The following is a 26,442-nucleotide window of genomic DNA, read 5'->3' as shown; positions in this document are numbered from 1 at the left end:
TAATTAATAACACTTTTGCCGGCAAACCAGTTGAAACATATGCTTACCCAAAAGAAAATACGGCCCCGAAGGGCCGTATTTCGCTAGCTGGCATAAAGGCGCATCAGGCGCGCAGCAGCGCATTTTCCGTATCGAAGGGGCTCTCCTCCACCACCTCGGCATCGTAAAGTGTACCGAGAATGCGGATCTTCAGCTTCGTGCCAACCGCCGCATATTCCGGCTTGAGCATGGCAAGCGCAATCGACTTGCCAATACGCCAGCCGAAGCCGCCGCTGGTGACACGGCCTGCAAGAGCGCCGTTTTCATCGGAAATCGCTTCCGAGCCGCGCGCATCGACATCCGTATTGCCCGACACGGTCAGCGTCGAAAACACCGACTTCAGGCCGGCTTCCTTATAGGCCACCAGCGCATCGCGGCCGATGAAGGATTTTTCCGGGCGCAGGAAGCGGTCGAGACCGGATTCATAGGCGTTATATTCCACCGAAAGCTCGCGACCCATGTTGCGATAGGACTTTTCGAGCGACATGGACACCATGGCCCGGATACCGAACGGCTTGATGCCGAATTCCGCACCCGCCTCCATCAGCCGGTCGAAGATGTAATTCTGCATCTCGATCGGATGGTGCAGCTCCCAGCCCAGTTCGCCCACGAAGTTGACGCGCAGCGCATGCGCCGTCGCCACGCCTACGGAAATCTGCTTTGCCGTCAGCCACGGGAAATCCTTGTTTTCCAGGCTGGTACGGGTCAGCTTCTTCAACAGATCGCGAGACTTCGGGCCGGCAAGCACCAGCACGCCGTATTTCTGGGTGATCGGCTGCAGCACCACGGAACCGTCGGTCGGCGCAAGACGGCGCAGCACGTCATGATCGTGGGCCTCAAGACCGCCTGCCGAAACCATATAAAACCGGCCAGGCGCCCATTCATAAACGGTGAACTCCACCTTCACACCGCCATTCGGCGTCAGAAGATGCGTCAGCGCAATGCGGCCGCGCTTCTTCGGCACGATATTGGCCAGAATACTGTCCAGCCAGGCACGCGCGCCGGGGCCGGAAACCTCCATCTTGGCGAAGGCCGACATATCAAGCACGCCGACATTCTGGGTGACGTTCTTCACCTCATTGCCGACATGTTCGAAATAGTTGGAGCGGCGGAACGACCATTTCTCGACGATACGGCCATCCTCCAGCGGCGGCGCGTAATTGTGGCTGGTGATGACATCGGCACCCACGCCGAGGTCTTCTTCCTTGAGCGCATAACCTTCCGGCGCATACCAGTTGGCGCGTTCCCAGCCGTAGACGGAGCCGAACACGCCGCCGAGCTTCTTCAGACGGTCATAAACCGGCGTCGTCTTCAAGGGACGGGCGGCGGAACGCTCCTCATCGGGATAATGCATGGTGAAGACGTTGGCATAGGCCTCCTCATTCTTGGCAATGAGATAACCTTCCGTAGCGTGCGGTCCGAAACGGCGCGGATCGACGCCCATCAGATCGAGCGTCGGCTCACCATCGACGATCCATTCGGCCAGCTGCCAGCCGGCCCCACCCGCAGCGGTGATGCCGAAGGAATGGCCTTCGTTCAGCCAGAAATTCTTGAGGCCCGGTGCGGGACCGACGATCGGATTGCCGTCAGGCGTATAGGCGATCGCGCCATTATAAACCTTCTTGATACCCACTTCGCCGAAGGCCGGAACGCGGACCATGGCCGTTTCGATATGCGGCATCAGGCGGTCCAGTTCCTCCTGGAACAGCTCATATTCGCTGTCGTCAGAGGGACCATCGACATAACAGACCGGGGCGCCGACTTCGTAAGGACCGAGGATCAGGCCGCCGGCCTCCTCGCGCATGTACCAGGCCGAGTCCGATTCACGCAGAACACCCATTTCCGGCAGGCCCTGACGGCGGCGTTCCTGAATGGCCGGATGCGGCTCGGTGACGATATATTGATGCTCGACCGGAATGACCGGAATATCGATGCCTACCATCTCACCCGTCTTGCGGGCGAAGGAGCCGGTGCAGGAGATGATATGTTCGGCGATGATCTCGCCTTTATCCGTTGTCACCTTCCAGTGACCGTCTTCCGTCTGCTCGATGGCGGTAACCGTGGTGTTGCGGTAGATCGTCGCCCCACGGTCACGCGCGCCTTTGGCCAACGCCTGCGTGAGATCTGCCGGCTGGATATAACCATCATCAGGATGCTGGATGGCGCCAAGCAGCCCATCCGTCTCGCAGAGCGGCCAGATTTCCTTCACCTGCTCCGGCGTCAGCATGTTGACGCGCACGCCGATCGTCTCGGCAATGCCGGCATAATACATATATTCGTCCCAGCGATCCTTGGTACGGGCGAGACGGATATTCGAGACCTTGGAAAAGCCGACATTCATGCCAGTCTCTTCCTGCAGCTCCTCATAAAACTTCACGGAATATTTGTGGATCTGGCCCACCGAATAGCTCATGTTGAACAACGGCAAAAGGCCGGCCGCATGCCAGGTGGAACCCGAGGTCAGCTCCTTGCGCTCGATGAGCACGCTGTCGCTCCAGCCCTTTTTAGCAAGATGATAAAGCGTCGAGACGCCGACCACGCCGCCACCGATCACCACCGCCCGTGCATGTGTCTTCATTTACAGAACCCCTAAAAAGCGCCGGCATTGTCTGTCGTGCTGCCAAATCGATGAGGGGAATATGAAGCGCTCCGCTGCGGTTCAGCCGCCTGATTGCGACATGGCCATAGGGTGCTGCGACAGGCGCGAAAATGCCGTCGCTGGGGATGAGATTCAGACCGCCATCGCCTTTTGAAGACGATGGCCGCGCACATATCGGAAACTATCGACCGGAACAGATCAGGTGTCAGCCAATGACGGATTGGAGCCTGAAGCGCTGGATCAACCGGCTATCTGTTCTGCAGCTCCAATTGCAGCCCCCGCACATCCGGGCCATCCAGCTTCAGACCCTTGAGAACATCATTGCCGGGAACGATGATCGAATCCTTGAGGACAGGACCGCCCGGCAGATTGTGTATCCCGCCGCCCCCACCGGGCGGAGGTGGTGGCGGAGGAAAAACGCCGCCACCATCCTTGCCGCAAGGTGGAATACGATAGATGCAATCATCGTTGAATTGCGCAATACCTCCACCTGTTACAGACGGACGAAATACATCCTGCGCACCTGCCAAAAACGGAAAAAACATACCGAAGAGAAAAATGGCCCGTCTCATTTCGCAACCTCCTGCGAAGATGCACAAATCTTGGCGCGGTCTTTCACGTCCTTGCCAGCGGCGGCTTTTGCCGCTGCGTCCAGCCATGCGGGCGTGCTGTTGCGCATGCCGATGGAAACGCTGTTGAAGCCGATGACAAGCGGCCTCGCAAACTGGCTATCGGAAAAGAGGCCGGAACTGTTCGTGCTGCGAATGCTGTTGTCATTGCCGACCATGTTTTCGGCCGCCGGCTGCTGGCCCTGCGGGCCTGTGGTCGCGGCAACGGTCGCACCATCCACAGTCTTCTGGACGTCGCCCTTGTTCCCTCCCGCATCGAGGAAAGCGGCGCGTGCCCGGCCGTTGGTGACCTTCACCCCGCGTGTCAGAAACGCCTGACGGACGACCAGCAGGCGAATGTCGTAAATATAGCGCGAACCACAATCCTCCGTCTCCGCGGTTCTCAAAATGTTGCGGTTGAGGATGTAGGAGAGTTTTTCGCGAATATAGTCGTCGTCGCAATAGACCTTGGTGCCGCCATCATTGCAAAACCCCATCAGTGCATTTTGTGCGTGGAAGGGATTGATCGCATAAGTCTGCACATTCTGAAGCTCGATTTCCTCGATATCCGCCCGTGCGCCACCGAAGGCGATATTGCGTAAAAGTCCTGCCATTCCTTCCTTGCGCTCTATCTTGATGACGGGAAACAGCGCGTCCTTCACCACCAGGCCCGACGTCGTTCCATCAACCGCAACCTCGGTACGCGGTTGAGCAATCGAGAGAGACTTTTTATCCTCCGACCAGGTGCTGTCGCCGAAATAAGGCGCCTCAGACTTGACCCCCAGATACCCCCGCAAATTCGGTATCTGGGTGATCTTGACGTAACGGCCGATGAAGGATTCGCTTTCGAGGTCGGTGGGCAAAGATTTGAACTTGTGGCCGGAATCCACGACCTCGGCGATGATGTCTCCCACATAGATATCCTCCTGTGGAGGATAGACCGGCTCGATACCCAATCTGCGGATGGATTCATTCCAGCGTTTCGGCAGGTAATCATCCGTCACATCGGTTTCGCCCATCAGGAAAAACAGACCGGCAGAACCGATAACGACACCTGCCGCCAGCAAGGACACTCTGGCGGCATGGGGTGTCGCCCACCTCCAGGCACTCCTCAATTTTTCCCGCAGAGACGTTTTTACAGGAACTTGGCCCGGAGGCTGGGCAGGCTGGGCAGGCTGGGCAGGCTGGGCAGGCTGGGCATTCTCATCGACTGGATCCGGCATTTGAACCCCGACAGGAAAGAAATAAACTAAGTAATAACCACAATATATCAACTTGCAGTTTACATAACAATACAGTCATTACGGGTATTTTGATTATATTTTCATGACGGAGACCGGACACGTCCGGCCGCCGTCAAGTAAAAAAGCGTCTCCGCCCCTACCCATCATTTGCCGCAACGCAATCGGGTGCGAGGCCCGCCCCGCACGCGCCTGACCCGGCGCCGGCGGCGCAACGATCAAGATCAGCCGTGGCCGCTCAATTGTCCTTGCCGGCCACTTTTGCCACGGCCTTCGGTTCGGCGACAATCCTGTCACCCGCTTTGCCGGCATCCTTTTCCGGCGGGGTTCCGGCGACCGGCGATGCCGCCCCGGTATGGGCCGCCATTGCCTTATCCCCCTCCTCCGACAGCAGCGCCGCCATCATCTGCGGGTTGGCGTCGCCTTCCACATGAATATTGAGGTTACGCTGCGGGAATGGAATATCGATGCCTTCCTCGCGGAAGCGCTGGAGGATGGCGATCCGCAGCGCATTTTTCACACCAAGCCCTGTCGACAAATCGGCAAGGTGGAACCGCAATTCGAAATCCAGCGAAAAATCGCCGAAACGAAGGAATTCCACATGCGGCTCGGGGTTGCGCAGCACCGGCGGCTGGGCACGCACCAGCTCCAGCAGAATATCCATGACCTGCTGCGGATCGGAATCATAGGCCACGGAAACCGGTATTTCCGCACGCATGATGCGGTTGCGGTGCGTCCAGTTGCCGACGGAGGAATTGATGAACTCGGAATTCGGCACGATGATCGACTGGCCCCGAAAAGTTTCGATCTCGGTTGCGCGCACGGACAGCCGCTTGACGGTGCCCTCGGTCGTGCCCGTCACCACCCAGTCGCCCACCTTGAAGGGACGTTCGACCAGAAGGATGAGGCCGGACACGAAATTCGAGACGATGTTCTGCAGGCCGAAACCGATACCGACCGAAAGGGCGGAGGCGACCAGCGCCAGGCTGGAGAGGTTGAGACCGGCGGAAGACACGCCGAAGATCGCAGCAACCGCGATGCCGAGATAACCGATGCCTGTTTTGACCGAGTTGCGCACCCCGGCATCCACCTGGCCTCGCGCCATGACGTTATTATCCAGCCACTTCTGGAACCAGCGCGTGATGATGTAGCCGATAGCGAAAACGAGAACGCCGCCGAAGAGACCGATCAGCGAGATCGAGGCATTGCCGACGGTAATGCCCGTCAGCAGGCGATAGGCCCAGCTTTCGATATCGCCCGGCTGGAAGCCCCAGGAAAACAGGATGAGCGGTACGCCGAAAGCAAGCGCCACGACATAAATACCAAGCCCTGCGGCAAGGCCGGCCTGATCGAGCGCAACCGGACCGAGACCGAAACGCCGCGCGAGATAACGCCCGGCAAGGGATTCGGCAAAGGCGCCCTGCCTCGAAATCGCCTTGCCGGACAGGATGCCGATATACATGGTTGCCAGCACGGCGCCCGTGGCGACGATCTGCGTGGCAAGGAAACGCGCAAGACCGACATAGCCCGTCAGGCACGCGCCGATGAGAATGAGACCGCCGACGCGCAGCAGGATGACCAGCCAGCGCGGCAGCCGCTGGTTGCCGGTCTCATAATCCTGCCCCTCGCCGATCATCGGCCGCAGGAACGATACGGTGAGCAGGATGATGCCGATAATGATCGAAGCGACGAAGCTTTTGGCGACGGTGACGATCAGCGGCGAATAAAGCGTCTCGCTGATCGTTCCAAACAGATAGTCGAGACCATTGACGAGCGCCATCAGCAGCACCGCCGAAGACAGCGTATGCGCGCCGCGATTGGACACCTTCAACAGACGCCATTCAGGCTGGGTGGGTGCAAAGATCGCGTAACTCAGCCGCGATACGAAATAAACGAAGCCGAGGATCGCCATGGCCCCGAACAGGATTGGCGCTATATCGGATCGCAGCACGTTGAAATTATCGAGGAAAAACGCCGAGGTGGCCAGAAACAGGAACAGCGACAGCGACTGCACCATGGTCGACCAGAAGGCCACCGAAAGCCTTCTGAGATAAGATGGCTCGCCGGTAAAGGCCCGCCGGTCCATGCGGCTGCCGAAAAACCGGTAACCACCGACCAGAAACAGCAGCCCCGCCATGATCGACAGCATCACGGCCCCGAACATCGGCAACCGCTTGTAGCTCCACACGAACCCCGTCCAGCTGCTGAAGGCGTTGCTGAGGTTGGTCACCTCGGTGACGAAGGCCGAAGAGGCGTCGCCCAGCGTCTGGGCAGAAACTTCCGTGCGCTTGAACAGGGTTGCGGCAAAAAGCGCCCGGCGAACCGCCGTGATATTGTTGGAAATCTGCGCGGCATTGGTGGCGATGCTCTCCACCTCGCCGGCAATCGCATTCACCTCGGCACGCTCCGCCGTCAGCCGGGCGCGCTCCTCCGTCACCATGCTCGCTTCCGGCGGCTGGCCATCGGCCGGCGGCTCGCCAAGCGCATCGAGACGCGTCTTGATCTGGTCCAGCCGGGTGCGCAGCTTGGTGTTGGCCGCCGCGGCATCGGCGGCAATGCCATCGGCACGGCCCTTCATATCCACCAGATGCGCATCATCGCTGCCGCCCGCCTCCACCTGCCCGGCGATCGTTGCAACATCGGCCTTCCATTTTTCCAGTTCCGCCCGCGCCTGCTCGACTGTGGTGGCCTGAATCACGGCAGGCGCTGGCGGCGTTGTCTCCCCTTGCGCAGATGCCGGCATTGCGGGCAGCAGCAAACCGCCAAGCAGCGAAAACATCATGACCAATATCATGGCCATGGCACTGCTTCGCCCCCGACCAGTCGCCGGTTCGCCGAACACCCGTCTGCCATTCATCAATCCGCCGAACATCAACCGCACATCCATGCCTTTCGTCTCTTCACGCCGTCACAGGCTTTTTAGCGCCTGCGACGGGGAAAACCACCCTCATAAAGCGAGGTTTTCCGGAGTTTACCTTGCTTTTCACCACGAGAATCATCACCTTTGATAGTGCAGCAAACATGGGAGGAAATCATGGAATCTGCTGGTATTGGCTGGATCGCAGCTATCATCATCGGTGGTGTCGCCGGGTGGCTCGCCGAACAATTCATGAAAAGCAATATGGGTGTTTTCATGAACATCCTTCTTGGAATCGTCGGCGCGATCGTCGCCAACGCCATATTGTCTGTTTTTGGAATCGTTCTGACCGGCTGGCTCGGTTATCTCATCGCCGGCTTCATCGGCGCCTGCATCCTCATCCTCATCGGCAGGGCTTTCAGACGCGGCTAGGCAAAAAGGAAAATCTGTAAAACCCCGGATTTTCAGCCTTTTCCAGCGCGACTGAAATTTTTTCGTCACAAAAATCGAAGAAATTTCATTTCCGCGCTGGACAAGCCCAAACTTCCCCTTTATAGCCCCCCTCACACCGCCACACGGTGTCGGTCGGGTGATTAGCTCAGTTGGTAGAGCAGCTGACTCTTAATCAGCGGGTCGTAGGTTCGAGCCCTACATCACCCACCAAATTCTCTTTAAATGACAAGATGTTGCGATGCTTACTTAAAGCATCGCCCAAGCGATTGAGTTCGCGCAATCGTTCCTTCCCAGCAATGCTCGCGAAAGAAACGGTACTTGTCACGGGCAATGTCGAGCCAGACAGCCCCGCCGGCGCAACAGTTCCCCGGAAAGTCTACAACTTCGTTTCCGATACGCTTTTTGTCCCGATGAAGCGCGGCTCCAATGGCCGACCGGCAATACGGCTTCCGAATTCCTCCGTGAAACGAACGGGCGCTGCCTGCTTTACCGCATCGATGGCGGAATCGATAAACGCCTGCCGTCTCGGGCTCTCCTCCTGGGGACGCGAGGCAATGACGACCACCTTGCCGCGTATCTGGCCGTCCTTGTGCAGAATGAACCGCAGCGTCACCACCAGCCCCTCGGTGTCTTCCGGTGGCACCCAGCAGGCATAGATCGCATCGAACATTTCATTGAGATTGCTGGCAGGCGTCGGATCTTTGCAAATCCGCGACTGGCCCGAAACCGGCGTCAGAATGCCGCCAGCCAAGATGCTCAACACCACGAGACCGGGCAGGCTGAAACGACGGAATACCAAAGAAGAACGGTTGATCAAATCCAATATCCTTTATCGGGAAGCGATCCGCCGCTCTGGCCGGCCAGTCACAACCATCTTTTTGAAAAGTCGATTTCGTCAGTAAAAACCCTTGAAATATTTAATCGCAGAGAGAAAATTCTGCCTTGAATAAATCATAAATACGACGATAGGAAATACTAGGATAAATAAACAATATTAAAACGAATAACTACAAATAAATAAATTAAAAACCAGAACACAATAAAAAACATATGAAAATATATCTATATATAAACTATAATAAACAAAAATAATAAACATGAAATCGATGATTAAATAAAATTAAAGACGACTGAAAAAACTCTCCCCGAAAATGCGGCCTCGCGTCTTAACCAATAGCTGCGGTTTACATTGCAAGCCGCTGGTTTGGCTGTATGCATGGCCTGCCAGAACAAGGGCAAAAGGGGGATGTCATGACATCGAAATGGGTATTGGCAGTATTTTTCGGCACAGCAATGACGGTTGCAGGTGCGGCGCAGGCGGAAGACCTGGTGTTCACGCTGAAGAACGGCACGGGCTCCGTTCTCAACGCCTTCTACACCTCACCGGTGGGCGTTGATGACTGGGAAGACGATGTGTTCGGAAAGAAGGCGCTTGGCCCCGGCGAAGAGATGGAAATCACCATCGCCGATGGCCGCAGCGTCTGCAAATATGACATGCGCTTCGAATTCCAGGGAGATGCGCTGGAAGATCTTGAAGATACGCAGAACCTCTGCGAACTCGGCGAATATACCATCACCGAATAAAGCAATGGCGGCCCTGCCCGGCAAAGGCAGGGCCTGCGGCGGCGAAGGGTTCTGAAAACCCGGGCACCCTCCGACAGCGGCGAAGCTCCGGAAAAACCGTCGGAACGGCAATTATAGGCGTTGCCGTGCCGCCCTTTCCGCAAAGCTGTCTCAATCATCCCTATGATTGGCACGATGAGATTGATCATCAACATATTGCTGTTCGTCCTCGGCGCGGTCGGGAGCGGAATATGTGCGTTTTTATTATCGGCAGCGCTTGCCGATTCCGGGCTGCTCGGTTCCTGTTTTGAGGGAAATTGCGCTTATGCGGCGCTGTTTATGGTGCTTCCGGTCGCATGGTTCATACTTTTTGCGCTTTACGTCATGGCTTTGCTGGTCTGGAGACGAAAACCGTTCCGGAATGGACGGCTCTGAAAAAGCGCGCTGCGCCACCATCGCTACCGCGCGTTCGTTGACAGCGATCAGCACTTACCGTTAACTCCGCCTGCTGGGGGATTCGCTGCCAGTGATATGTGGGCCCGCTGGGCATTCCCCATATCACCGGCCTCTGAATGTGCATGTTCCGAATTGCGTTTTGCGTTTGCTGGGCATGACGGAAAACAGGGAGACCAAAGGATGCGGGCCTCAATCAATTCCCCGTCGCTTTCGATCGACACGATGGACTATCAGGCCGAGTGCCAGTTCGCGCTGGAACCCTCTATACAGGGCCTTATTGAAAAGGCGGAAAGCGCCGGCTGGAACCGTCAGCAGGCTGCACTTGCCATCGTAGCACTCGCCAGCGAACATCTCACCGACCTCTTGTCTGCCGGTGGCCCTGCATTGTTGGATCAACGTTCCCTCTCCTGATCTCCTTTGAAGCCGGGCGGAACCAGCGCCCGCGTCATCCAGACATCATCACGAAAATCAACCCTGTGTGCCCGGAGTGTCCTCACCGACGCTGCCGGAACCCCAGGTCGCGTTGTGAAACCCCCACTCAGGCGAAAACCGGCCTCACGCACAATACCGCTGCAACGCCATCTGCCGTATCCGGGTAGCCGATCCCGCAGAGCGCATCGATTGCCGGTCGGCGACTGTGCCATAGTGTTGACATAGACCATCAATAATGAGAACATAAAGTGAACATTATGGAGGTCAGCGATGAACACTGCAGACGCAACCATAGAAAATGCCCTCTCCGTCGTCGCCCGCTCCCGCGATATGCGCGAGCGCGCGCTGGAACGGCGCCGCGAGTTGCAGCGGCGAACGGAAGTCATCATCACCCGGCCGCTCTATGTGCTGAAAAAGAACGACGGGCCGAAGCAGCTGTCCTTGAAACTCGACAGCTGAGCATGGCTGCGGACATCGGCTCTGTCTTGGAGCAAAGACGCGGTGCAGGGGCGATGGAAGTCCCGGCGAAATGAGGGTGCGTGCAATGCCCCGTGCCAGAGAGGCTTCTCCCACGGCCTTGCTCCCGAAAGCAAATCCCGTGCGGATCGCGCGCACGGGATTTTCAGAATGAAAAGGTCATCGTCTTGTCTTATTGCATGCGCTGCATTGCGGCTTCGGGCTCACCGGTCGTCGCAACCGTTGCCGCTGGAAGGCGGTCGGTCTTTTTCAGAATGACGACGGGTTTGTCCACCGGTTCCGTCGGCGGAACGATGCTTGCGGTTTTAAATTCACGGTCGACGGCAGGAACGGAAGCGTTGATCTTTTCATGACCCGCGCATTCGGCAAGCGCTGCACTGGCGGAAAAGCCAAAGACAGCGGCGATAATGAGAACTGATTTCATGTCATTCTCCCTTCGCTTTTGTGGCGCTCTCCAGTCTAGGTGGAGACGAACCGGATTGAAAATCACACTTTAGAGACATCTAAAGCAGCAAATCATTTCGGCAGTCGTCGTCATTGATGTGCATGGGAGCGATATGCTGATTGTATCGCCCTTATTGCTTGCGCACATCCAGCGGATTTCGGCAAAGCGGCCGGCGAAATATCATCGCCACATAACTTCCCTTGAGGGAAATGAGGCTGGGCGTGTAAGTCGAGACCTTTGCCGTGTTGGCGGCCTTGATAGTTCTTCCATCAGAGGAATTCTGCTGCATGGCGCGCCTCCTTCCATGAGCGATAACGAAAAAACGCCGTTCTTGTTCCGCATCGCAGTTTCGTTGGTGCGTGCGAGAAATGAAAACGTCGCCGCGTGTTTCTTCTCCCCGCCGGGGAGAAGATGGCCCGAAGGGTCAGATGAGGGGGCAAGCTCTCCGTATATCTCTACCCTCGCCCCCTCATCCCGCTGCCGCGGACTTCTCCCCCTCGGGGAGAAGAAACAAGCTTCACCCTCCCCGTGACATCGAACCGCGCTCCTCAAGACCCCAACGCTTGAAAATTTCGCCCAAAGCCTCTATATGCCTCACCGCGAGGACGACCTCGGCCATATCGGCGACAGCATGCGGGACGGCCCGGTCACACACCGGAGAATAAATTGCGTTCCCTGCAAGATCGTATCCGCCACGCGCTCAGCTTCGAAATCATCGGCCTTCTGCTCGTCATTCCGCTCGGCGCGCTGCTCTTTGGCATGCCGATGGAAGATATCGGCATTGTCGGCCTCGTCAGCGCAACACTCGCCACGGCCTGGAACTACATCTACAATCTCGGTTTCGACCACGCCATGCAGCGCCTGAAGGGCACGACGCTGAAGACACCCGCCATTCGGGTCGCACATGCCGTGCTGTTCGAACTGGGCCTGCTGATCGTGCTGATGCCCTTCATCGCCTGGTATCTGAATATCAGCCTTGCCCACGCGCTGGTGATGGATATTTCGTTTGCGCTGTTTTACGTGGTTTATGCTTTTGTCTTCAACTGGAGCTATGACCGGATTTTCCCGCTGCCGGAATGGCAGTCGCAGGATGCCGTCTGATAGACGGCCTCGGCAAAAGACGGCCCCGGCAAAAGACAGCAAGACTTCAGCGCAGCGAGGCCCTGAAAAAGCTGACGACATCGGCGTTGAAACTGCGATGAAACTCTGCCCGGTCAAAGCCGGGCGCATCGCGGCAAATCTGCGGCAAAGCATTTGCCATGTCTGCCGGGCAAGGCGCGATGAACGAAAAGTGCCCTGCCCCCTTCACCATCCGGTAATCCGGTTTCCCCGGCAGTTCATCGCGCAATCTGGCAATATCCTGCGGCACAACGCCATCGCCACCCTGTTCCGAACTCCACAGCTGGACGGGAATACCGATATTTTTCAGATCTTCAGCGCCGGGAAAGGCATTGAGCGGGTCCGCAACAACCGCGGCCCTTATCCGCTTATCGTGAACCCAGTCTTTCGCAACAGCGCTTTTGTCCCGCATCTGCGCGCATATGGCCGCCTGCTCGTCCGGGCATGGCAATCTGCTGTTTAAAAAATCCGGCACGCCGCCGGCAAGCACCAGCGCGGTATAACCGCCGCGCGAAAATCCGAAGACACCAATCCGCCCGGCATCGATGACGTCGGCCTCTTTCCAGTCTGTCAGCATATGATCAAGCAGGCGGACAATATCCGCTGGCCGGTCGGTCAGCGCGGAAAGTTCGCCTGCCCGCTTCATATCAATCGCATTATCGCCGGGATGATTGAGCGCCGCGACGATGAAACCGGCATCCGCCAGCGCCGCCGCCGTATCCCGATGGCTGAAATAGGTGCCGGCAAAACCATGGGAAATGACGATAAGCGGATATTTCCCGTCAACGATCGGGCAATCGCGCACCGCAGGCAGTACGAAGGGACCGATACGGGCTTCCACCGGCGCTGCCGCACAGGGCGACCAGACAGCCGCCCTGATGGGAGCTTTGCCGTCGGTGGATGGAATCTCGATCAACCGCAGGCCGGCTGCAAGGGCGGCACCGGTTCCCGAGAGAACGGAAAGAAGCATGAGGCAAAGCAACGCCAGAAATCGCATGACGAACCCACAGATCGAGAGATTGCGCTCAAGGCCGGGCATCAACCGACCTCACCCGAAGATAGGCTAATTTCTTATATCGGAAATGACCGTAGCGAGGACTTAGAGCGACTTCAGCGTCCAGGCCACGATCTCGCGTGTGGCGGCGGCAAAGGCCTGATCCAGCGCCTTCACGAAATTGGCGTTGCCGGACCCACTGACACGTGCACTGGCGCGGAATACTTCCTGCGCCTTCACCGTGCCGTTGCGGTCGTTCAGAAGCTTCACCGACATTTCGATATTGGCGATGTTTCTCGCCGTATCCACCTCGAAGGCGCGGATATCGGTCACGACCTGATAGTCGATCGCCAGCCCCTGCCCCGGACGGCCGACGCCGCCGAGCTTGCCGGTGTCTTCAAAGGCTTCCACCAGCTTGGATTGCACCATGCGCGGCAGCCTGTCGCTCCATTGCGAATTGCCGAGATATTGCACTTCCGAGCCGGAGAGCCGCACCACGATATTCTCGCTGTCCAGCGCCTTGAGTGCGGTCGGGTCGGCAATCAGCAATTGCCGGCCTTTCAGCGAAGGCCCCTGCGTTACAGTCGCCGAAGACACGGAAAGATCGAACGTGTCGTTCTTCGGCGCGCCGGCACAGCCGGCCAGCAGCGCGGCAAGCAGCGGAGCCAGAATGAGGGCGCGGCGTTTATGGCCGGTCATCGATCGTGTCATTGGCCCATACCCCTCTTAGCGCCTTGTTCTGCCGTCATATTGTTTCACGGTTTCGCCCCCGAAAATCAACCGCTGCGGATCGCGGTCGATATTGGTGATGGCATTGTTGAGATTATCGACTGTCTGTCTCGTGCTGCCGATCAACGCCTGGAAATCCTTTAGGCCGGAGCTGGAGAAGCGGGTCAGATTGTCGGCGATCGGCCCTATGCGGGCATTGAGATTGTCGGCCACGGCCTTGAACGAGGTAAGCGTCTCGCGCGCCTTGGCAAACAGCGAATTGGCGTCATCGGTGCCCAGCATGCCGTCCACCTTGGCAAGAATGCCATCGACGCGGCTGGAAGCAAGGTTCAGCTTGCGGCCCATGTCGGTGAAGTCGGAAACCGCCTGATCAATATCGGCGCGGCGGGCACCGACATCATCGGCAATCCGTTTGAAATTCGCCACCGCATCACGCGCATCGGCGGTTGCGGCGGAAACATCACCCACCATGGTGCTAACCTTGGCGGGATCGACGGAGGCCAAAAGCTCATCCGCACGCTTTACCACGGTCTGCACTTCCGTGCTCGCCGCCTCGAAATTACGTGCCGTGCTCTGCACGGTCTCCATGATGCCCTGGATATCGCTGGAAGCCGACGCAACATCCTTCGTCACCTTGTCGACATTCGACAGGATGGAATCGATCTTGCCGGCATCCACCGCCTTCACCAGATCCTCGATGGCGGTCAACGTGCCGTCGAGACGCACCGAGACGGACTGAACGGTGGTGGAAAGCGAGCTGAGGCTTGCAATGAAATTCTTGATGCCGTCGGAATTGGCCGCCAGCGCATCGGAGAACTTCTCGGCATTGCGCACCGTCTGCGTCAGCGGACCACGGGCATCCTGCACGAAGCCCTGCAATTCACCGATGGCGCCATCGGCGCGTTTCAAAATCTTGTCGGCGGTGGCAAGCAGGTTGGTGACGCTGGAGAGATCGGCCGTCAGCTCGGCCGGAACGCCGCTTTCGACGGCTTTCTGCAGGATGCGCTCGCCATCCTTGTTGCCGCCGGAAAGCTCGATATAGGCAGCACCCGTCAGGCCCTGAATTTCAAGCACGGCGCGGGTGGATGGGAAAACCGGCGCATCCGCCTGCACTTCGGTAAAGGCGATGGAATAAGCAGGGTCGTCGCGATCAATCGCAAGCCCGCGCACCGTACCGACCGGAATACCGTTGAAGCGTACCGGCGAGCCGACGGAAAGACCGTTGGCGGAGCCGGGAATACGCACGACGAGCTGCGCCGTCGGGCCGCCACGGCCGAATTCCGCCATCCAGTAAACGAAGCCGAATGCGGCAGCGATCACGATCAGCGTGAAAATTCCGACTATGGTGTAGTTCGCCTTGGTTTCCATGCTTCTGTTACTCCACCGGATTTTCATGTTTGCCGTCCGGAAGAACGACAGAGCGCGCCCGTTTGCCGCGGAAATAGGACTGCACCCACGGGTCGTCGCAGGCGAACATGTCCTGCAATGTCCCCTCCACCAGAACCCGCTTGTCGCCGAGAACCGCAATGCGGTCGCAGACGGAAAACAGGCTGTCGAGGTCGTGCGTCACCATATAGACGGTCAGGCCGAGCGAATCACGCAGGCGCGCGATCAGCATATCAAATTCCGCCGCCCCGATGGGATCGAGGCCGGATGTCGGCTCATCGAGGAAGACGAGGTCGGGATCGAGCGACAATGCCCGGGCAAGGGCTGCACGCTTGATCATGCCGCCTGACAGTTCCGACGGGTACTTGTCGCCGGCATCGGGCTTCAGCCCGACCATCTCGATCTTCAGATAAGCAAGCTCATCCATCAGCTTCTTCGGCAGGTCCAGATATTCCCGCATCGGCAGCTGGATGTTTTCCTTCACCGTCAGGCCGGAAAACAGCGCGCCCTGCTGGAACAGCACGCCAAGACGCTGGTCAAGCATCATGCGGTCGTCTTCGCTCGCCTTGTCGTAATCGGTGCCGAGAATGCGGATCGCACCCGCCTGCCGTGGCAGGAGCCGCAAAATCGCCCGCATCAACACGGATTTGCCAGCACCAGAGGGGCCGATAAAGCCGAGGATTTCACCGCGATAGACATCGAGATCGAGATTTTCGAGCACGTTCCGGCCGTTGAAACCAACGGTCACGCCCTCGACGGAAAGCACGATCTCGCGCCCGTCTTTCCCGGTCTTGATCTGTTGCTGTGTCTGGTCCTGCTGCTCCAACGCGCCCTCCCTAAAAATCGATGGCTGCGTAGAAGATGGCGAAAAGACCATCGACCAGAATGACGACGAAGATCGACTTCACCACCGAGGAGGTGACGTGCTGGCCGAGCGATTCGGCCGAACCGCCCACCTTCATGCCTTCGACCGCCGCGACGATGCCGATGATGAGCGCCATGAATGGCGCCTTGATCATGCCGGCGGCAATGGTCGATTCCTCGACAGCGCCGTGCAGGCGCGACAGAAACACCTCGAAAGTGATGCCGGAATAAAGCAGCGCCACGATCGCCGCGCCGAAAAGCGCTGCAAAATTGGCGAGAATGGTCAAAAGCGGCAGCGCGATGGTCAGCGCCACCAGCCGCGGAAACACCAGCACACCCACGGGGTTGAGACCGATCACCTTCAAGGCGTCGATTTCCTCGCGCATCTTCATCGAGCCGATTTCCGCCGTAATCGCGCTGCCGGAACGGCCGGCGATCATGATCGCGGTCAGAAGCACGCCGATTTCACGCAATTGCAGAATGCCGACCAGATCGACGACGAAGACCTCGGCGCCGAAATATCTGAGCTGGAACGCGCCCTGCTGGGCGATGATCGCGCCGATCAAAAACGACATCAGCATGATAATCGGCACGGCGCGCACGCCCATATGGTCGATCTGGTTGACGATCGCCGCCGGCGAGACGCCTCGCCCGCGCCCGAGCTTCATCTGCGCGCCGCGCACGGCGGAGCCGAGAATATACATGCCCGCCAGGAAATCCGCGCCGTTCTGAACCACGGCCTGGCCGATCGGCGCGAAGATGCGCTCCACCAGCCCCGGTTTGGCGACCGGCTCGCCCTGCATCTCTGCCTTATCGGGCAATTGACCGATGACGTCCTCGATCCGGTCGTTGCCGGTGAGCGTGACAGTCGCGCCGTTCGCCTCGATATCCTTGCGCAGGCGCTGGATGATCCACGCACCCGTCGTGTCGATGGCTTCGACAGCGGAAAGATCGATCTCGACGGAGCCGCCGGATTTGTTTTTTTCGATCCTGTCGAGGCTTTCGAAAATTCCAGAGAGATTGCTGTTGCGCCAGGAACCGCTCATGACATAACGCAAGCCGCCTCCGGAGACGGAACCGTCTTCGGTGATTGCGGCCGGGTTCGCCTGTTGCCGTGTGTCCTGTTCTTGCATAATGCTCCGAGCGAGTGCAGCCGTCACGAGATTCTTAAAGGTTTCATAACGTTTTGGCCTCCGGCAAGCCACAGTGACGGCTGACAATTCGTGATAAATTTGGCGTCATGTGTCTTTTGCCGCCCAATCGGAAGTGAAAAAATATGCCCCGTTACCTGCAAGCCACAACAGAACGCTTCCCCGTCGCCGGCAGCTTCACCATCTCACGCGGCACCCGCACGCATGCGGATGTCGTAACGTGCACCATCCGTGAAGGTTCCTTCGTCGGCAAAGGTGAATGCGTGCCCTATCCGCGTTATGGCGAAAGCATCGAGGGTGTCCTTGCCGATATCGAGGCGATGGCAGAGCGGATCGCCGCCGGCCTGACACGGCAGGAATTGCAGCAGGCGATGAAACCGGGTGCGGCGCGCAATGCGGTCGATTGCGCGCTCTGGGACCTTGAGGCGAAGATCAGCGGCAAGAGCGCCGCCGAACAGGCTCTCGGACAGGCGGCAAAGCCGCTCGTCACCGCCTATACGATTTCGCTTGCCGACCCTGAAACAATGGCCGCGAAGACCGCGGAAAATGCAGGCCGTCCGCTGCTGAAGATCAAGACCGGCACCACTGACGACGAAGCCCGCCTGCGGGCCGTGCGCGCGGCCGCACCCGAAGCGCGCATCATCATAGACGCCAATGAAGGTTGGAATGACGAGAATATTGAATATTATCTGAGGCTTGCAGCAGAACTGAAGATATCGCTGATCGAGCAGCCGCTGCCGGCCGGCAAGGATGATATCCTCGCCCGCATCGATCATCCGGTGCTGATCTGCGCCGACGAAAGCGTGCATTCGACCAAGGACCTCGCCGGCCTGCGCGACCGCTACGATGCGATCAACATCAAGCTCGACAAGACCGGCGGCCTGACGGAAGCGCTTGTCATGAAGGCGGAGGCCGAAAGGCTCGGTTTCACCATCATGGTCGGCTGCATGCTCGGCACCTCGCTCGGCATGGCCCCGGCCGTGCTGGCCGCGCAGGGCACGGCCTTTGCCGATCTCGATGGGCCGCTGCTGCTGGCTGAGGATCGTGATCCGGGGCTGGTTTATGAGGGCTCGCTGGTCTATCCGGCGCAGCCGGAACTGTGGGGGTAACGCCAGAATACTGACGATGAAATAAACAAGATGGAACGCGAACCTCGCCGCTTGTTTCTTCTCCCCGCCGGGGAGAAGGTGGCCCGAAGGGTCGGATGAGGGGGCGCCGTTGCCGGATTTCGGAGAGCTCGCCCCCCTCATCCGCTGCCGCGATCTTCTCCCCGGCGGGGAGAAGAAACCAGCGGCGACCGCTCATCCCACACGAGCGCGCATTGATCTCAAGGAAACACCGAAGGCCAGGTACTCCTTTAGCCCACAGGCCCCAACTCAGGCTGCGTGCTTGCCGATCAGCCCCGGAATATCCACCGGCTCCATCTCATCCGAGGCCTGTCCGGCGGTGGCGTCGCTCGTCTGCATCCAGGTGATCAGCTCGAAGCTGCCATCGGCATTTTCAGCAATCGCCGTGCAGCTTTCCACCCAGTCGCCGGTGTTGATGTAGCGGATGCCGTCCATGTCTTCCATAACAGCATGGTGGATGTGCCCACAGATCACGCCGTCGACATTGTTGCGTCGCGCCTCGTCGGCCACCACGCGCTGGAATTCGCCGATGAAGTTGACGGCGTGTTTGACCTGCAGCTTGGCCCAGGCCGAAAACGACCAGTAAGGCAGGCCGATGCGGCGGCGCACGGCGGCAATGGCGATGTTGATGGCAATCGCCGCGTCATAAGCCCAGTCGCCGAGATAGGCGAGCAGGCGGGCGTTGCGCACCACCACGTCGAACTCGTCGCCATGGATGACCAGATATTTCTTGCCGTCGGCAGCCTCGTGGATCATGCGCTCGGCCACTTCGATGCCGCCGAAATGCATGCCGGGGAACTCCCGCAGGAATTCATCGTGGTTGCCGGGAATATAGATGATGCGCGTGCCCTTGCGGGCCTTGCGCAGCAGCTTCTGCACCACGTCATTACAGCCCTGCGGCCAGTACCAGCTGCGGCGCAGGCGCCAGCCGTCGACGATGTCGCCGACCATGATGATCGTCTCGGCTTCGTGATACTTTAGGAAGTCGAGCAGGAAATCCGTCTTGGCCGCCTTGGAGCCAAGATGAACATCCGAAATGAAAAGCGTTCTGAACTGTCTGGTTTCGATTTGACCGGCCACGGATTTCATCCCCCTGTTCGGTTGCGTCCCTGCGGCTTTCTTACCTCTCAGAACCAGACTCGTGTTTCAGCAACATGACAGAGGCCGGTTTTTGTATGGAATATGACGGATGGCTTCACGAAAACGCGAATAAGCCATGCCCGTATTTGCATGAATGTGCGTCAAATAACGGCTGTACCATGGGGAAGTTTGTTGTATTCAGGGGGCCGGAATGAAACCAGACATGACGGTGGAAGAATGACCTCTCACGATAAGAACAACACGCCCGCCAACACGGCAAAGGCCGACATCGAGGAACAGGCGCTCTTTTTCCACCGCTACCCGCGCCCTGGCAAACTGGAAATCCAGGCCACCAAGCCGCTCGGCAACCAGCGCGATCTGGCGCTGGCCTATTCGCCAGGTGTGGCCGCCCCCTGCCTCGCCATCCATGAGAATCCGGAAATGGCGGCGGATTATACCGCCCGCGCCAACCTCGTCGCCGTCATCTCCAACGGCACGGCGGTGCTGGGGCTTGGCAATATCGGCCCGCTCGCTTCCAAGCCTGTCATGGAAGGCAAGGCCGTCCTCTTCAAGAAATTCGCCGGCATCGACGTCTTCGACATCGAGATCGACGCGCCCGGCATCAATGACATGGTGTCGACCATCGCAGCGCTTGAGCCCACCTTCGGCGGCATCAACCTTGAGGATATCAAGGCGCCGGAATGTTTCGAGGTGGAACGCCAGCTGCGCGAGAAGATGAATATCCCTGTTTTCCACGACGACCAGCATGGCACCGCGATCATCGTCGCCGCCGCTGTCACCAATGCGCTGGAACTGGCCGGCAAGTCTCTGTCCAGCGTCAAGATCGTCGCTTCCGGCGCCGGTGCGGCAGCTCTCGCCTGCCTCAACCTGCTTGTCGCCATGGGCGCCAACAAAGAGAATATCTGGGTCCACGATATCGAAGGCCTGGTTTATGACGGCCGCAACACGCTGATGGACGAGTGGAAGGAAGTCTACGCCCAGAAGACCGACAAGCGCGTGCTGGCTGACTCGATCGACGGCGCCGATGTCTTCCTCGGCCTTTCCGCCGCTGGCGTGCTGAAGCCGGAACTTCTGGAACGCATGGCGGAAAATCCGCTTATCCTTGCGCTTGCCAACCCCAATCCGGAAATCATGCCCGAAGTCGCGCGGGCCGCACGCCCAGACGCCATGATCTGCACCGGCCGTTCGGATTTCCCGAACCAGGTCAACAACGTACTCTGCTTCCCCTATATCTTCCGCGGCGCGCTGGATTGCGGTGCGACGACCATCAACGAGGAAATGAAGATGGCCGCCGTGCAGGCCATCGCCGAGCTGGCGCGCGAGGAAGTCTCCGAAGTGGCGGCCAGAGCCTATAGCGGCGAAACCCCGGTCTTCGGCCCGACCTATCTCATCCCCTCGCCCTTCGATCCACGCCTCATCCTGCGCATTGCGCCCGCCGTTGCCCGCGCCGCTGCCGCAAGCGGCGTCGCTGCCCGGCCGATCACCGATTTCGAAGCCTATTTCGACCAGCTGAACCGTTTCGTCTGGCGCTCCGGCTTCATCATGAAGCCGGTCTTCAATGCCGCCAAGGCCGCCGAAAAGAAGCGCATCATCTTTGCCGAAGGCGAAGACGAACGCGTGCTGCGCGCCGCCCAGGTTCTGCTGGAAGAAGGCACCGGCATCCCGATCCTCATCGGCCGCCCGCAGATCATCGAAACGCGCCTGAAGCGCTTCGGCCTGCGCATCCGCCCGCATACGGATTTCGCCGTGGTCAATCCGGAAGACGATCCGCGCTACCGTGATTATGTCGATGATTATTTCGCGCTGGTCGGCCGCGCCGGCATCAACCCGGAAGCGGCGCGCACCATCGTGCGCACCAACTCCACGGTCATCGGCGCGCTGTCGGTCAAGCGCGGCGAAGCGGATGCGCTGATCTGCGGTCTGGAAGGCCGTTATGACCGCCATCTGCGCGACGTGAACCAGATCATCGGCAAGCAGGAGAACGTGCGCTCCTTTGCGGGCCTCAGCCTGCTCATCACCCAGCAGGGCGCGCTGTTCCTCACCGATACTTTCGTGAATAACGATCCGACATCAGAGGAAGTGGCGGAGATGGCCATTCTGGCGGCCAAGGAAATTCGCCGCTTCGGCATCACGCCGAAGATCGCGCTCGCCAGCCACTCCAACTTTGGCTCGCGTGACTCGGAAAGCGCCCGCAAGATGCGCCGCGCGCTGAAGATCGTGCAGGCGGCAGCCCCCGAGCTGGAAGTGGACGGCGAAATGCAGGGCGGCTCGGCGCTCTCGGAAGCGCTGCGCAAGCGGGCGATGCCGAACAGCGTGCTGACCGGTGAGGCGAACCTTCTGGTCTTCCCGAACCTCGATGCCGCCAACATCACGCTCGGCGTCACCCGCACCCTGACGGAAGGCCTGCATGTCGGCCCGATCCTGCTCGGCACGGCCCTGCCCGCCCACATCCTGTCGCCCAGCGTCACCTCACGCGGCGTCGTCAACATGGCGGCCTTTGCCGTGGTGCAGGCATCACATCCTTCGGTGTGAGGGCGCATTAACGCAATTTTGAACAAGCTGTTGCCGCATTGCGGCAACAGCTTATGTTATCTTCCTGAAACACGGATTTCGTGAAGTATAACACCCCTGCCACCGGCTGGGGACATTAAACGGATCGCACAATTGACCCGGCGCAGCCGCATCATCGGCCTCCTGCTTCCCCTTGTTTTCCTCGCCCCGGCCGCCGCCTTCGCGGATCAGGTCTGCGATACGCTTTATGCTCAATTGCGCGAACCGCCACGCGTCATCGGCAATGCGTCAGAGGTGCGGCGTTACGCCAATGCGCTTGCCCGCCAGAACATCGTCGTGCGCAAGATCAGGAACGATATGCGCAGCTATGGCTGCTCCTCGGGCAGCGTCATTGTCTACGGTAACCCCAATGCCGGCCTCTGCGCTGAAATCGGCGATGCGCTGGTGGACGCCGAGGCCGAACGTGACGCCATCATTCGTGACCGTGACGATGCGATGGCGGCTCAGCGCAGCGATGATGGCGGTATCAGGCGCCAGCGCATTCTCGCCGCGCTCGACGCCAATGGCTGCAGCGCGATGCCGGAAACGGACACGCAACTGCCGCAAGCGCCCGATGTGACACGTTATCCCGATGCGTTCCGCCAGCCAGATAATCAGCCGGGACAGGCGGGCCTGTCGCCATACCCCAATGCCGCCGCCGAGGGCGGACTTCGCACCCTTTGCGTGCGCACCTGCGACGGTTCGTTTTTCCCGATCGCCTCCAATGCTTCGCCGCTCGACTTTCGCGCCCAGGCGGAGCAATGCCAGAAAATGTGCCCGGGTACTGAGACCGAGCTTTATTTCCACTCCATGACGGATCAGGAGACCTCCGACATGGTCTCGGCCGAAACCGGCAAACCCTACAAGGACCTGCCCACCGCCTTCGCCTATCGCAACGCGTCTGCGAAAGCGCCCGGCTGCGCCTGCAACATGGCCGCCTATCACCAGGACATGCAAAAGCAGGAAGAGGCCGCCCGACCGCAGGCCGAAAAGCCCTATTCCGGCATCACCACCATTCCATCACCGCAAGGTGACAAGCCGAAGGAACCGGCCGAACAGCAACAGGCCGCAAAACCGCCGGAGCAACCGGTTCCTGAACGCGACTATGATCCGAACGACGCAAAAGTGCGCGTTATCGGCCCGAAGTTCCTGCCGGACCAGACAGGCCGGATCGACCTGAAGAACCCGGCGCTGAAGGGTATACAACCGCAGCAGTGAAGAGACCGGTCTTCCCTGCCTGCGTCACTTCCGTACAGGCTGAGTGTCTCCCGACCTGCTTTGACGCATATTCGTGGATGCAGAAAACACATTCTTCACCTCATTCTCCGGCAAATATTCATATATAAGTTGTACTCACAAACGCGATTGACTTCTCCATAAAGGTGCATAGTATACAAATATCCACTTAAAGTGGAAGAACACAACATACGAAATATGTATATAACGTGCGGTGTTAGCCGCACGCGCCCTTTCATGCATCTCCAGACGACGATGTCGCCCATCTCGAGCCCGAGTGGACGATCAGAGTTTCATTGACCTATGAAGCCCACAACCATCAGGAGTATAGACATGACATCCATTCAGATCACCGCAACCGGCGTCAAACTGCTCGATCCCTTCGTCCCGGTCATCGCAACTTTGCCGACAGGCGAAGCGAAGGAATCCTATTCCATCTCGGTCTCCGGCATGGGGCAGCTGACCGGCATTTCCTATACCGTGCCGGCGCATACCACGGGAAAAATCAAGGCCCAGCTGCAAATCTCGGCGCTTTCCAGCCAGGATGTGAAGGACCTCAACACGCTTGCGCTCGGAATGCTGGATGCTTCCTACCGCGAGGAGATCAACGAATACGAAAAGACCACGGCCAGCGCCAATCTTTCGGTCTGGACATGGTTCTTCGGCGGCGGTGGCGCTTCCGCCTCTTATGAAAAAACCAAACAGGAAATGCGCTCCAAGGGCCTGACGGATCAGCAGATCACCATGCTGATGGAGGCCTTCCTGGAACGCGCAACCAATATGTCGACGGTCGAGATCGAGTTCTATGTGAACAATCAGAACAACGACTACGCCGTCTCCGGTGACGTCTATCTCTACACGGTTTCCGGCACCATCAGCACTGAAAAAGGCACCTCCCAATACCGCATGCTGGCCGATCAGGCGGCGGCTGGCGGTCCTCCGCCAGCCGGCGGCGGCGCTCCCTCCAGCGGCAAGATTATTCCGCTGAACTGAGGGCTCGCGGGGCACGGGCGGCGCAGCCCTTCACCCCAACGGGAGCGCCGCCCCTTAAGAGCATTTCCAGGAAAAGTGGAACCCGGTTTTCCGTCCGGAAATGCGTCAAAACAAGGAGTTGGAGTGTTTTCGTGATTCGAAGAAAAACGAAAAAACTCTAAAAAACCAGGCATCCATCCTTCACCCCTTTTTTTTCCATGAGGCAAGCGAATGACTTTCGAGGAACTCACCGCGCTCAAGGAGCGGCATTACCATCAGCTGACAGGCATACCCGGCGTCACGGCGATCGGCGTCGGGTTGCTTGAGGACGACGCCGGCGAACTGACACAGGAGCTTGGCCTGATCCTTTACCACCGCGCGCCGGACCCATCGCTGAAGGCGGGTCTGATGACGACGCTGGGCGGCGCGCCGCTGCAGGTGCGGGAAGGATCCTTCGACCGCCCGAGCGAGGCGGTGCGAGAACTGCCCGCGCCCGGGACGGAATGGAAGGATCACCCCAGACGCCTCTCCGACAACCCGCGCGAAAAAGTCGTGGAACCGATGGTCGGCGGCATCAGCGGCAGTCCGGATTACTGGTCCTGGACCGACACCGTCGGCACCATCGGGCTGGTCGTCCGGGCCGCCAACGGAACGCCGCTGATCATGAGCAACGAGCATGTCATCTGCCGGGACAATGCCCAGGTCGGCGATGACGTGTCGCAGCCGGCGCGCACCTGGTTTGGCGATCTTGCCGCCAATATCGTCGCTTTCCAGAAAGGCAACATCGTCTATCAGGGAACGACCTATGGCGTCGATGCGGCCGTCGCCAGCCCGGCGAATGGCCGGCTCGCCACCATCGGCGCAATCTACAACCTCCCCTCGCCGGTGGGGGCGGCCGTTGCGGCGCTCAACATGAATGTCACGAAATCGGGCGTGACCAGCAATATCACCAATGGCGTCGTTTCCGGCTTTTACGACGTGCAGCAGCCGAATATGCGCAACCAGATCGGCATATCGCCGCGCCGCGCCGGCGAGGTCTTCAGCCAGCCGGGCGATAGCGGCAGCGCTGTCATCGACACCGCCGGCAATAATGTCGTCGGATTGTTCTGGGGCGCAAGCGGCGCGATCAGCCTCGCCAGCCCCATTCACCCCATCCTTAATCTTTTTAACTGCACCGTCGTTTGAAGAGACGGTGGCCACCCTTCCCGGCTGTCCGGGAGGGGTGGATGCCGCCCGGTCAACCGCCCCAGCGGTTACGAAACACCAGTTCCTCCAGCGGCACGCGCTGCCGCCAGCCTTTCACCGCCAGCTCCGGCTCGTTATAGAGCGCATCAACACGGCCGAGGCAGAGCCAAGCGACGATTTCAATATGGTCGGGAATACCGAGGATGGTGCGAATGTCACTATCGTGGAAAATACTGACCCAGCCGACGCCGACGCCTTCGGCGCGCGCCGCGAGCCAGAGGTTCTGGATGGCGCAGACGGTGGAATAGACATCCGTGCGCGGATTATGGGTGCGGCCCAGCACCACCTTGCCACCGCGTGTGGGATCGCAGGTGACGCAGATGCTGAGCGGCGCCTTGCGGATGCCTTCGAGCTTGAGACTGCGATAAAGCGCCTGCTGCTCGCCCGTAAACATCGCCGCTGCCTCTTCATTGGCGCGGCTGAAGGCCACAAAGGCCGCCTGACGGATGGCAGCATCAGTGACGAGCGTGAAATTCCACGGCTGCATGAAACCGACCGAGGGAGCCGAATGCGCCGCTTTCAACAGACGCTCGACAAGCTCGTCCGGCAGCGGATCGGGCAGGAACTGGTCGCGCACATCGCGGCGCGTCTCGATGGCGCGGTAGATCGCCTCGCGTTCCGCACAGGAAAACGGGCGGGCGGGCGAAAGCGCATGGTCGAATGGGCTGGCTTGCAATGGATCGCCAGCGGACGGATCGGTCGGCATCGTTTAACCCCAACAATGCGGGCGCGCCGGTGCCGAAACCATACCGGTTTCGCGCGCACAACGCACCTCTTCAGCAACCTGCCGCCGTCCGC

Annotated in this window: 26 protein-coding genes and 1 tRNA gene; 13 read left to right on the top strand and 14 right to left on the bottom strand. The window is 59.1% G+C overall.

Annotation, left to right across the window (positions count from 1 at the left end; all coding sequences use genetic code 11):
- Nucleotides 1-103: 103 nt before the first annotated feature.
- From AKG12_RS17665 to AKG12_RS17650, 4 genes are all read right to left on the bottom strand, one after another.
- Complete coding sequence (locus AKG12_RS17665; RefSeq protein WP_052819815.1) at nt 104-2,617, bottom strand: GcvT family protein; 2,514 nt, start codon at nt 2,615-2,617, stop codon at nt 104-106.
- A 269-nt stretch (nt 2,618-2,886) separates the two neighbouring features.
- Complete coding sequence (locus AKG12_RS17660) at nt 2,887-3,210, bottom strand: hypothetical protein (protein ID WP_052819814.1); 324 nt, start codon at nt 3,208-3,210, stop codon at nt 2,887-2,889.
- Nucleotides 3,207-4,319: a hypothetical protein gene (locus AKG12_RS17655; RefSeq protein WP_285277758.1), complete on the bottom strand. Its 1,113-nt coding sequence runs from the start codon at nt 4,317-4,319 to the stop codon at nt 3,207-3,209. The genes AKG12_RS17660 and AKG12_RS17655 overlap by 4 nt, the downstream gene beginning before the upstream one ends.
- Nucleotides 4,320-4,725: 406 nt before the next feature.
- Complete coding sequence (locus AKG12_RS17650; RefSeq protein ID WP_052819812.1) at nt 4,726-7,374, bottom strand: mechanosensitive ion channel family protein; 2,649 nt, start codon at nt 7,372-7,374, stop codon at nt 4,726-4,728.
- On the opposite strand from AKG12_RS17650, the gene AKG12_RS30315 reads away from it, so the two are divergent.
- From AKG12_RS30315 to AKG12_RS17640, 3 genes are all read left to right on the top strand, one after another.
- The gene (locus AKG12_RS30315) at nt 7,268-7,495 is read left to right on the top strand and encodes a hypothetical protein (RefSeq protein WP_156316071.1); all 228 of its coding nucleotides are present in this window, start codon (nt 7,268-7,270) and stop codon (nt 7,493-7,495) included. The two genes, AKG12_RS17650 and AKG12_RS30315, sit on opposite strands and share 107 nt — an antisense overlap.
- Before the next feature lie 26 nt (nt 7,496-7,521).
- Entirely contained in the window at nt 7,522-7,776 is a 255-nt protein-coding gene (locus AKG12_RS17645; protein WP_003524764.1) for a GlsB/YeaQ/YmgE family stress response membrane protein, read from the top strand.
- 155 nt (nt 7,777-7,931) lie between these two features.
- Nucleotides 7,932-8,007 (top strand) — tRNA-Lys (locus tag AKG12_RS17640).
- A gap of 166 nt (nt 8,008-8,173) precedes the next feature.
- On the opposite strand, the gene tolA is transcribed toward AKG12_RS17640, so the two are convergent.
- Nucleotides 8,174-8,614, bottom strand: coding sequence for a cell envelope integrity protein TolA (gene tolA, locus AKG12_RS17635; protein WP_082178920.1), 441 nt, complete (start codon nt 8,612-8,614; stop codon nt 8,174-8,176).
- A 434-nt stretch (nt 8,615-9,048) separates the two neighbouring features.
- On the opposite strand from tolA, the gene AKG12_RS17630 reads away from it, so the two are divergent.
- The 4 genes from AKG12_RS17630 to AKG12_RS17615 all read left to right on the top strand — a co-directional run bounded on the left by AKG12_RS17630 (nt 9,049) and on the right by AKG12_RS17615 (nt 10,707).
- Nucleotides 9,049-9,381 (top strand): hypothetical protein, encoded by a 333-nt coding sequence (locus AKG12_RS17630; protein WP_046798390.1) that lies wholly within the window; start codon nt 9,049-9,051, stop codon nt 9,379-9,381.
- A 162-nt stretch (nt 9,382-9,543) separates the two neighbouring features.
- Complete coding sequence (locus AKG12_RS31305) at nt 9,544-9,795, top strand: hypothetical protein (protein WP_046798389.1); 252 nt, start codon at nt 9,544-9,546, stop codon at nt 9,793-9,795.
- Between the two features lie 201 nt (nt 9,796-9,996).
- Nucleotides 9,997-10,227, top strand: a complete 231-nt coding sequence (locus tag AKG12_RS17620) for a hypothetical protein (protein ID WP_046798388.1) — start codon at nt 9,997-9,999, stop codon at nt 10,225-10,227.
- A 291-nt stretch (nt 10,228-10,518) separates the two neighbouring features.
- A complete protein-coding gene (locus tag AKG12_RS17615; RefSeq protein ID WP_046798387.1) occupies nt 10,519-10,707 on the top strand; it encodes a hypothetical protein in 189 nt (62 codons plus the stop codon).
- A gap of 190 nt (nt 10,708-10,897) precedes the next feature.
- Here the strand turns inward: AKG12_RS17615 and AKG12_RS17610 are convergent, their stop codons facing one another.
- Together AKG12_RS17610 and AKG12_RS30755 are read right to left on the bottom strand one after the other, a co-directional pair.
- Complete coding sequence (locus AKG12_RS17610) at nt 10,898-11,149, bottom strand: hypothetical protein (RefSeq protein ID WP_046798386.1); 252 nt, start codon at nt 11,147-11,149, stop codon at nt 10,898-10,900.
- Between the two features lie 151 nt (nt 11,150-11,300).
- Entirely contained in the window at nt 11,301-11,459 is a 159-nt protein-coding gene (locus tag AKG12_RS30755; protein WP_197283332.1) for a hypothetical protein, read from the bottom strand.
- A 377-nt stretch (nt 11,460-11,836) separates the two neighbouring features.
- Between AKG12_RS30755 and AKG12_RS17605 the strand changes: the two genes are divergently transcribed.
- Nucleotides 11,837-12,271: a PACE efflux transporter gene (locus AKG12_RS17605; protein WP_046798385.1), complete on the top strand. Its 435-nt coding sequence runs from the start codon at nt 11,837-11,839 to the stop codon at nt 12,269-12,271.
- A gap of 46 nt (nt 12,272-12,317) precedes the next feature.
- Here AKG12_RS17605 and AKG12_RS17600 read toward each other — a convergent pair whose 3' ends face one another.
- The 5 genes from AKG12_RS17600 to AKG12_RS17580 form a co-directional block, all read right to left on the bottom strand.
- Nucleotides 12,318-13,286, bottom strand: a complete 969-nt coding sequence (locus AKG12_RS17600; RefSeq protein ID WP_052819874.1) for an alpha/beta hydrolase family protein — start codon at nt 13,284-13,286, stop codon at nt 12,318-12,320.
- Nucleotides 13,287-13,388: 102 nt separating this feature from the next.
- Nucleotides 13,389-13,994, bottom strand: a complete 606-nt coding sequence (locus AKG12_RS17595) for an ABC-type transport auxiliary lipoprotein family protein (protein WP_046798384.1) — start codon at nt 13,992-13,994, stop codon at nt 13,389-13,391.
- Between the two features lie 15 nt (nt 13,995-14,009).
- On the bottom strand, nt 14,010-15,380 hold the full coding sequence (locus AKG12_RS17590) for an MlaD family protein (protein ID WP_052819810.1): 1,371 nt from the start codon (nt 15,378-15,380) through the stop codon (nt 14,010-14,012).
- 7 nt (nt 15,381-15,387) lie between these two features.
- Nucleotides 15,388-16,224: an ABC transporter ATP-binding protein gene (locus AKG12_RS17585; protein ID WP_046798382.1), complete on the bottom strand. Its 837-nt coding sequence runs from the start codon at nt 16,222-16,224 to the stop codon at nt 15,388-15,390.
- Between the two features lie 10 nt (nt 16,225-16,234).
- Entirely contained in the window at nt 16,235-17,395 is a 1,161-nt protein-coding gene (locus tag AKG12_RS17580; protein ID WP_046798381.1) for an ABC transporter permease, read from the bottom strand.
- A 143-nt stretch (nt 17,396-17,538) separates the two neighbouring features.
- On the opposite strand from AKG12_RS17580, the gene dgcA reads away from it, so the two are divergent.
- The gene (gene dgcA, locus AKG12_RS17575) at nt 17,539-18,522 is read left to right on the top strand and encodes an N-acetyl-D-Glu racemase DgcA (protein ID WP_052819809.1); all 984 of its coding nucleotides are present in this window, start codon (nt 17,539-17,541) and stop codon (nt 18,520-18,522) included.
- Between the two features lie 267 nt (nt 18,523-18,789).
- Here dgcA and AKG12_RS17570 read toward each other — a convergent pair whose 3' ends face one another.
- Entirely contained in the window at nt 18,790-19,629 is an 840-nt protein-coding gene (locus AKG12_RS17570) for a UDP-2,3-diacylglucosamine diphosphatase (RefSeq protein WP_046798379.1), read from the bottom strand.
- Nucleotides 19,630-19,857: 228 nt separating this feature from the next.
- Here AKG12_RS17570 and AKG12_RS17565 point away from each other — a divergent pair, with 228 nt between their 5' ends.
- The 4 genes from AKG12_RS17565 (at nt 19,858) to AKG12_RS17550 (ending at nt 25,584) form a co-directional block, all read left to right on the top strand.
- The gene (locus AKG12_RS17565) at nt 19,858-22,173 is read left to right on the top strand and encodes an NADP-dependent malic enzyme (RefSeq protein ID WP_046798378.1); all 2,316 of its coding nucleotides are present in this window, start codon (nt 19,858-19,860) and stop codon (nt 22,171-22,173) included.
- 132 nt (nt 22,174-22,305) lie between these two features.
- Entirely contained in the window at nt 22,306-23,409 is a 1,104-nt protein-coding gene (locus AKG12_RS17560; RefSeq protein WP_052819808.1) for a DUF2865 domain-containing protein, read from the top strand.
- Nucleotides 23,410-23,760: 351 nt separating this feature from the next.
- Nucleotides 23,761-24,420, top strand: coding sequence for a hypothetical protein (locus tag AKG12_RS17555; RefSeq protein WP_052760219.1), 660 nt, complete (start codon nt 23,761-23,763; stop codon nt 24,418-24,420).
- A gap of 210 nt (nt 24,421-24,630) precedes the next feature.
- Complete coding sequence (locus AKG12_RS17550; RefSeq protein ID WP_052819807.1) at nt 24,631-25,584, top strand: chymotrypsin family serine protease; 954 nt, start codon at nt 24,631-24,633, stop codon at nt 25,582-25,584.
- 52 nt (nt 25,585-25,636) lie between these two features.
- Here the strand turns inward: AKG12_RS17550 and bluB are convergent, their stop codons facing one another.
- Nucleotides 25,637-26,350, bottom strand: a complete 714-nt coding sequence (bluB, locus tag AKG12_RS17545) for a 5,6-dimethylbenzimidazole synthase (RefSeq protein ID WP_052819806.1) — start codon at nt 26,348-26,350, stop codon at nt 25,637-25,639.
- Nucleotides 26,351-26,442 lie beyond the last annotated feature (92 nt).

Origin of the sequence: Agrobacterium sp. SUL3 (assembly GCF_001263295.1) — a bacterium.
Lineage (GTDB): Bacteria > Pseudomonadota > Alphaproteobacteria > Rhizobiales > Rhizobiaceae > Agrobacterium > Agrobacterium tomkonis.
Note: the sequence above shows the minus strand (reverse complement) of the source record. Positions and strands in the feature narration are given on the sequence as shown.

What these genes read in the sequence shown, in the direction of transcription:
- bluB (WP_052819806.1), bottom strand. Translation starts at nt 26,350, where the DNA reads ATGCCGACCGATCCGTCCGCTGGCGATCCATTGCAAGCCAGCCCATTC.
- AKG12_RS30315 (WP_156316071.1), top strand. Translation starts at nt 7,268, where the DNA reads ATGACCAATATCATGGCCATGGCACTGCTTCGCCCCCGACCAGTCGCC.
- AKG12_RS17600 (WP_052819874.1), bottom strand. Translation starts at nt 13,286, where the DNA reads ATGCGATTTCTGGCGTTGCTTTGCCTCATGCTTCTTTCCGTTCTCTCG.
- AKG12_RS17550 (WP_052819807.1), top strand. Translation starts at nt 24,631, where the DNA reads ATGACTTTCGAGGAACTCACCGCGCTCAAGGAGCGGCATTACCATCAG.
- AKG12_RS30755 (WP_197283332.1), bottom strand. Translation starts at nt 11,459, where the DNA reads ATGCAGCAGAATTCCTCTGATGGAAGAACTATCAAGGCCGCCAACACG.
- AKG12_RS17620 (WP_046798388.1), top strand. Translation starts at nt 9,997, where the DNA reads ATGCGGGCCTCAATCAATTCCCCGTCGCTTTCGATCGACACGATGGAC.
- AKG12_RS17665 (WP_052819815.1), bottom strand. Translation starts at nt 2,617, where the DNA reads ATGAAGACACATGCACGGGCGGTGGTGATCGGTGGCGGCGTGGTCGGC.
- AKG12_RS17660 (WP_052819814.1), bottom strand. Translation starts at nt 3,210, where the DNA reads ATGAGACGGGCCATTTTTCTCTTCGGTATGTTTTTTCCGTTTTTGGCA.
- AKG12_RS17650 (WP_052819812.1), bottom strand. Translation starts at nt 7,374, where the DNA reads ATGGATGTGCGGTTGATGTTCGGCGGATTGATGAATGGCAGACGGGTG.
- AKG12_RS17590 (WP_052819810.1), bottom strand. Translation starts at nt 15,380, where the DNA reads ATGGAAACCAAGGCGAACTACACCATAGTCGGAATTTTCACGCTGATC.
- AKG12_RS17555 (WP_052760219.1), top strand. Translation starts at nt 23,761, where the DNA reads ATGACATCCATTCAGATCACCGCAACCGGCGTCAAACTGCTCGATCCC.
- AKG12_RS17595 (WP_046798384.1), bottom strand. Translation starts at nt 13,994, where the DNA reads ATGACACGATCGATGACCGGCCATAAACGCCGCGCCCTCATTCTGGCT.
- AKG12_RS17610 (WP_046798386.1), bottom strand. Translation starts at nt 11,149, where the DNA reads ATGAAATCAGTTCTCATTATCGCCGCTGTCTTTGGCTTTTCCGCCAGT.
- AKG12_RS17570 (WP_046798379.1), bottom strand. Translation starts at nt 19,629, where the DNA reads ATGAAATCCGTGGCCGGTCAAATCGAAACCAGACAGTTCAGAACGCTT.
- dgcA (WP_052819809.1), top strand. Translation starts at nt 17,539, where the DNA reads ATGCCCCGTTACCTGCAAGCCACAACAGAACGCTTCCCCGTCGCCGGC.
- AKG12_RS17580 (WP_046798381.1), bottom strand. Translation starts at nt 17,395, where the DNA reads ATGCAAGAACAGGACACACGGCAACAGGCGAACCCGGCCGCAATCACC.
- AKG12_RS31305 (WP_046798389.1), top strand. Translation starts at nt 9,544, where the DNA reads ATGATTGGCACGATGAGATTGATCATCAACATATTGCTGTTCGTCCTC.
- AKG12_RS17565 (WP_046798378.1), top strand. Translation starts at nt 19,858, where the DNA reads ATGACCTCTCACGATAAGAACAACACGCCCGCCAACACGGCAAAGGCC.
- AKG12_RS17615 (WP_046798387.1), top strand. Translation starts at nt 10,519, where the DNA reads ATGAACACTGCAGACGCAACCATAGAAAATGCCCTCTCCGTCGTCGCC.
- AKG12_RS17645 (WP_003524764.1), top strand. Translation starts at nt 7,522, where the DNA reads ATGGAATCTGCTGGTATTGGCTGGATCGCAGCTATCATCATCGGTGGT.
- AKG12_RS17630 (WP_046798390.1), top strand. Translation starts at nt 9,049, where the DNA reads ATGACATCGAAATGGGTATTGGCAGTATTTTTCGGCACAGCAATGACG.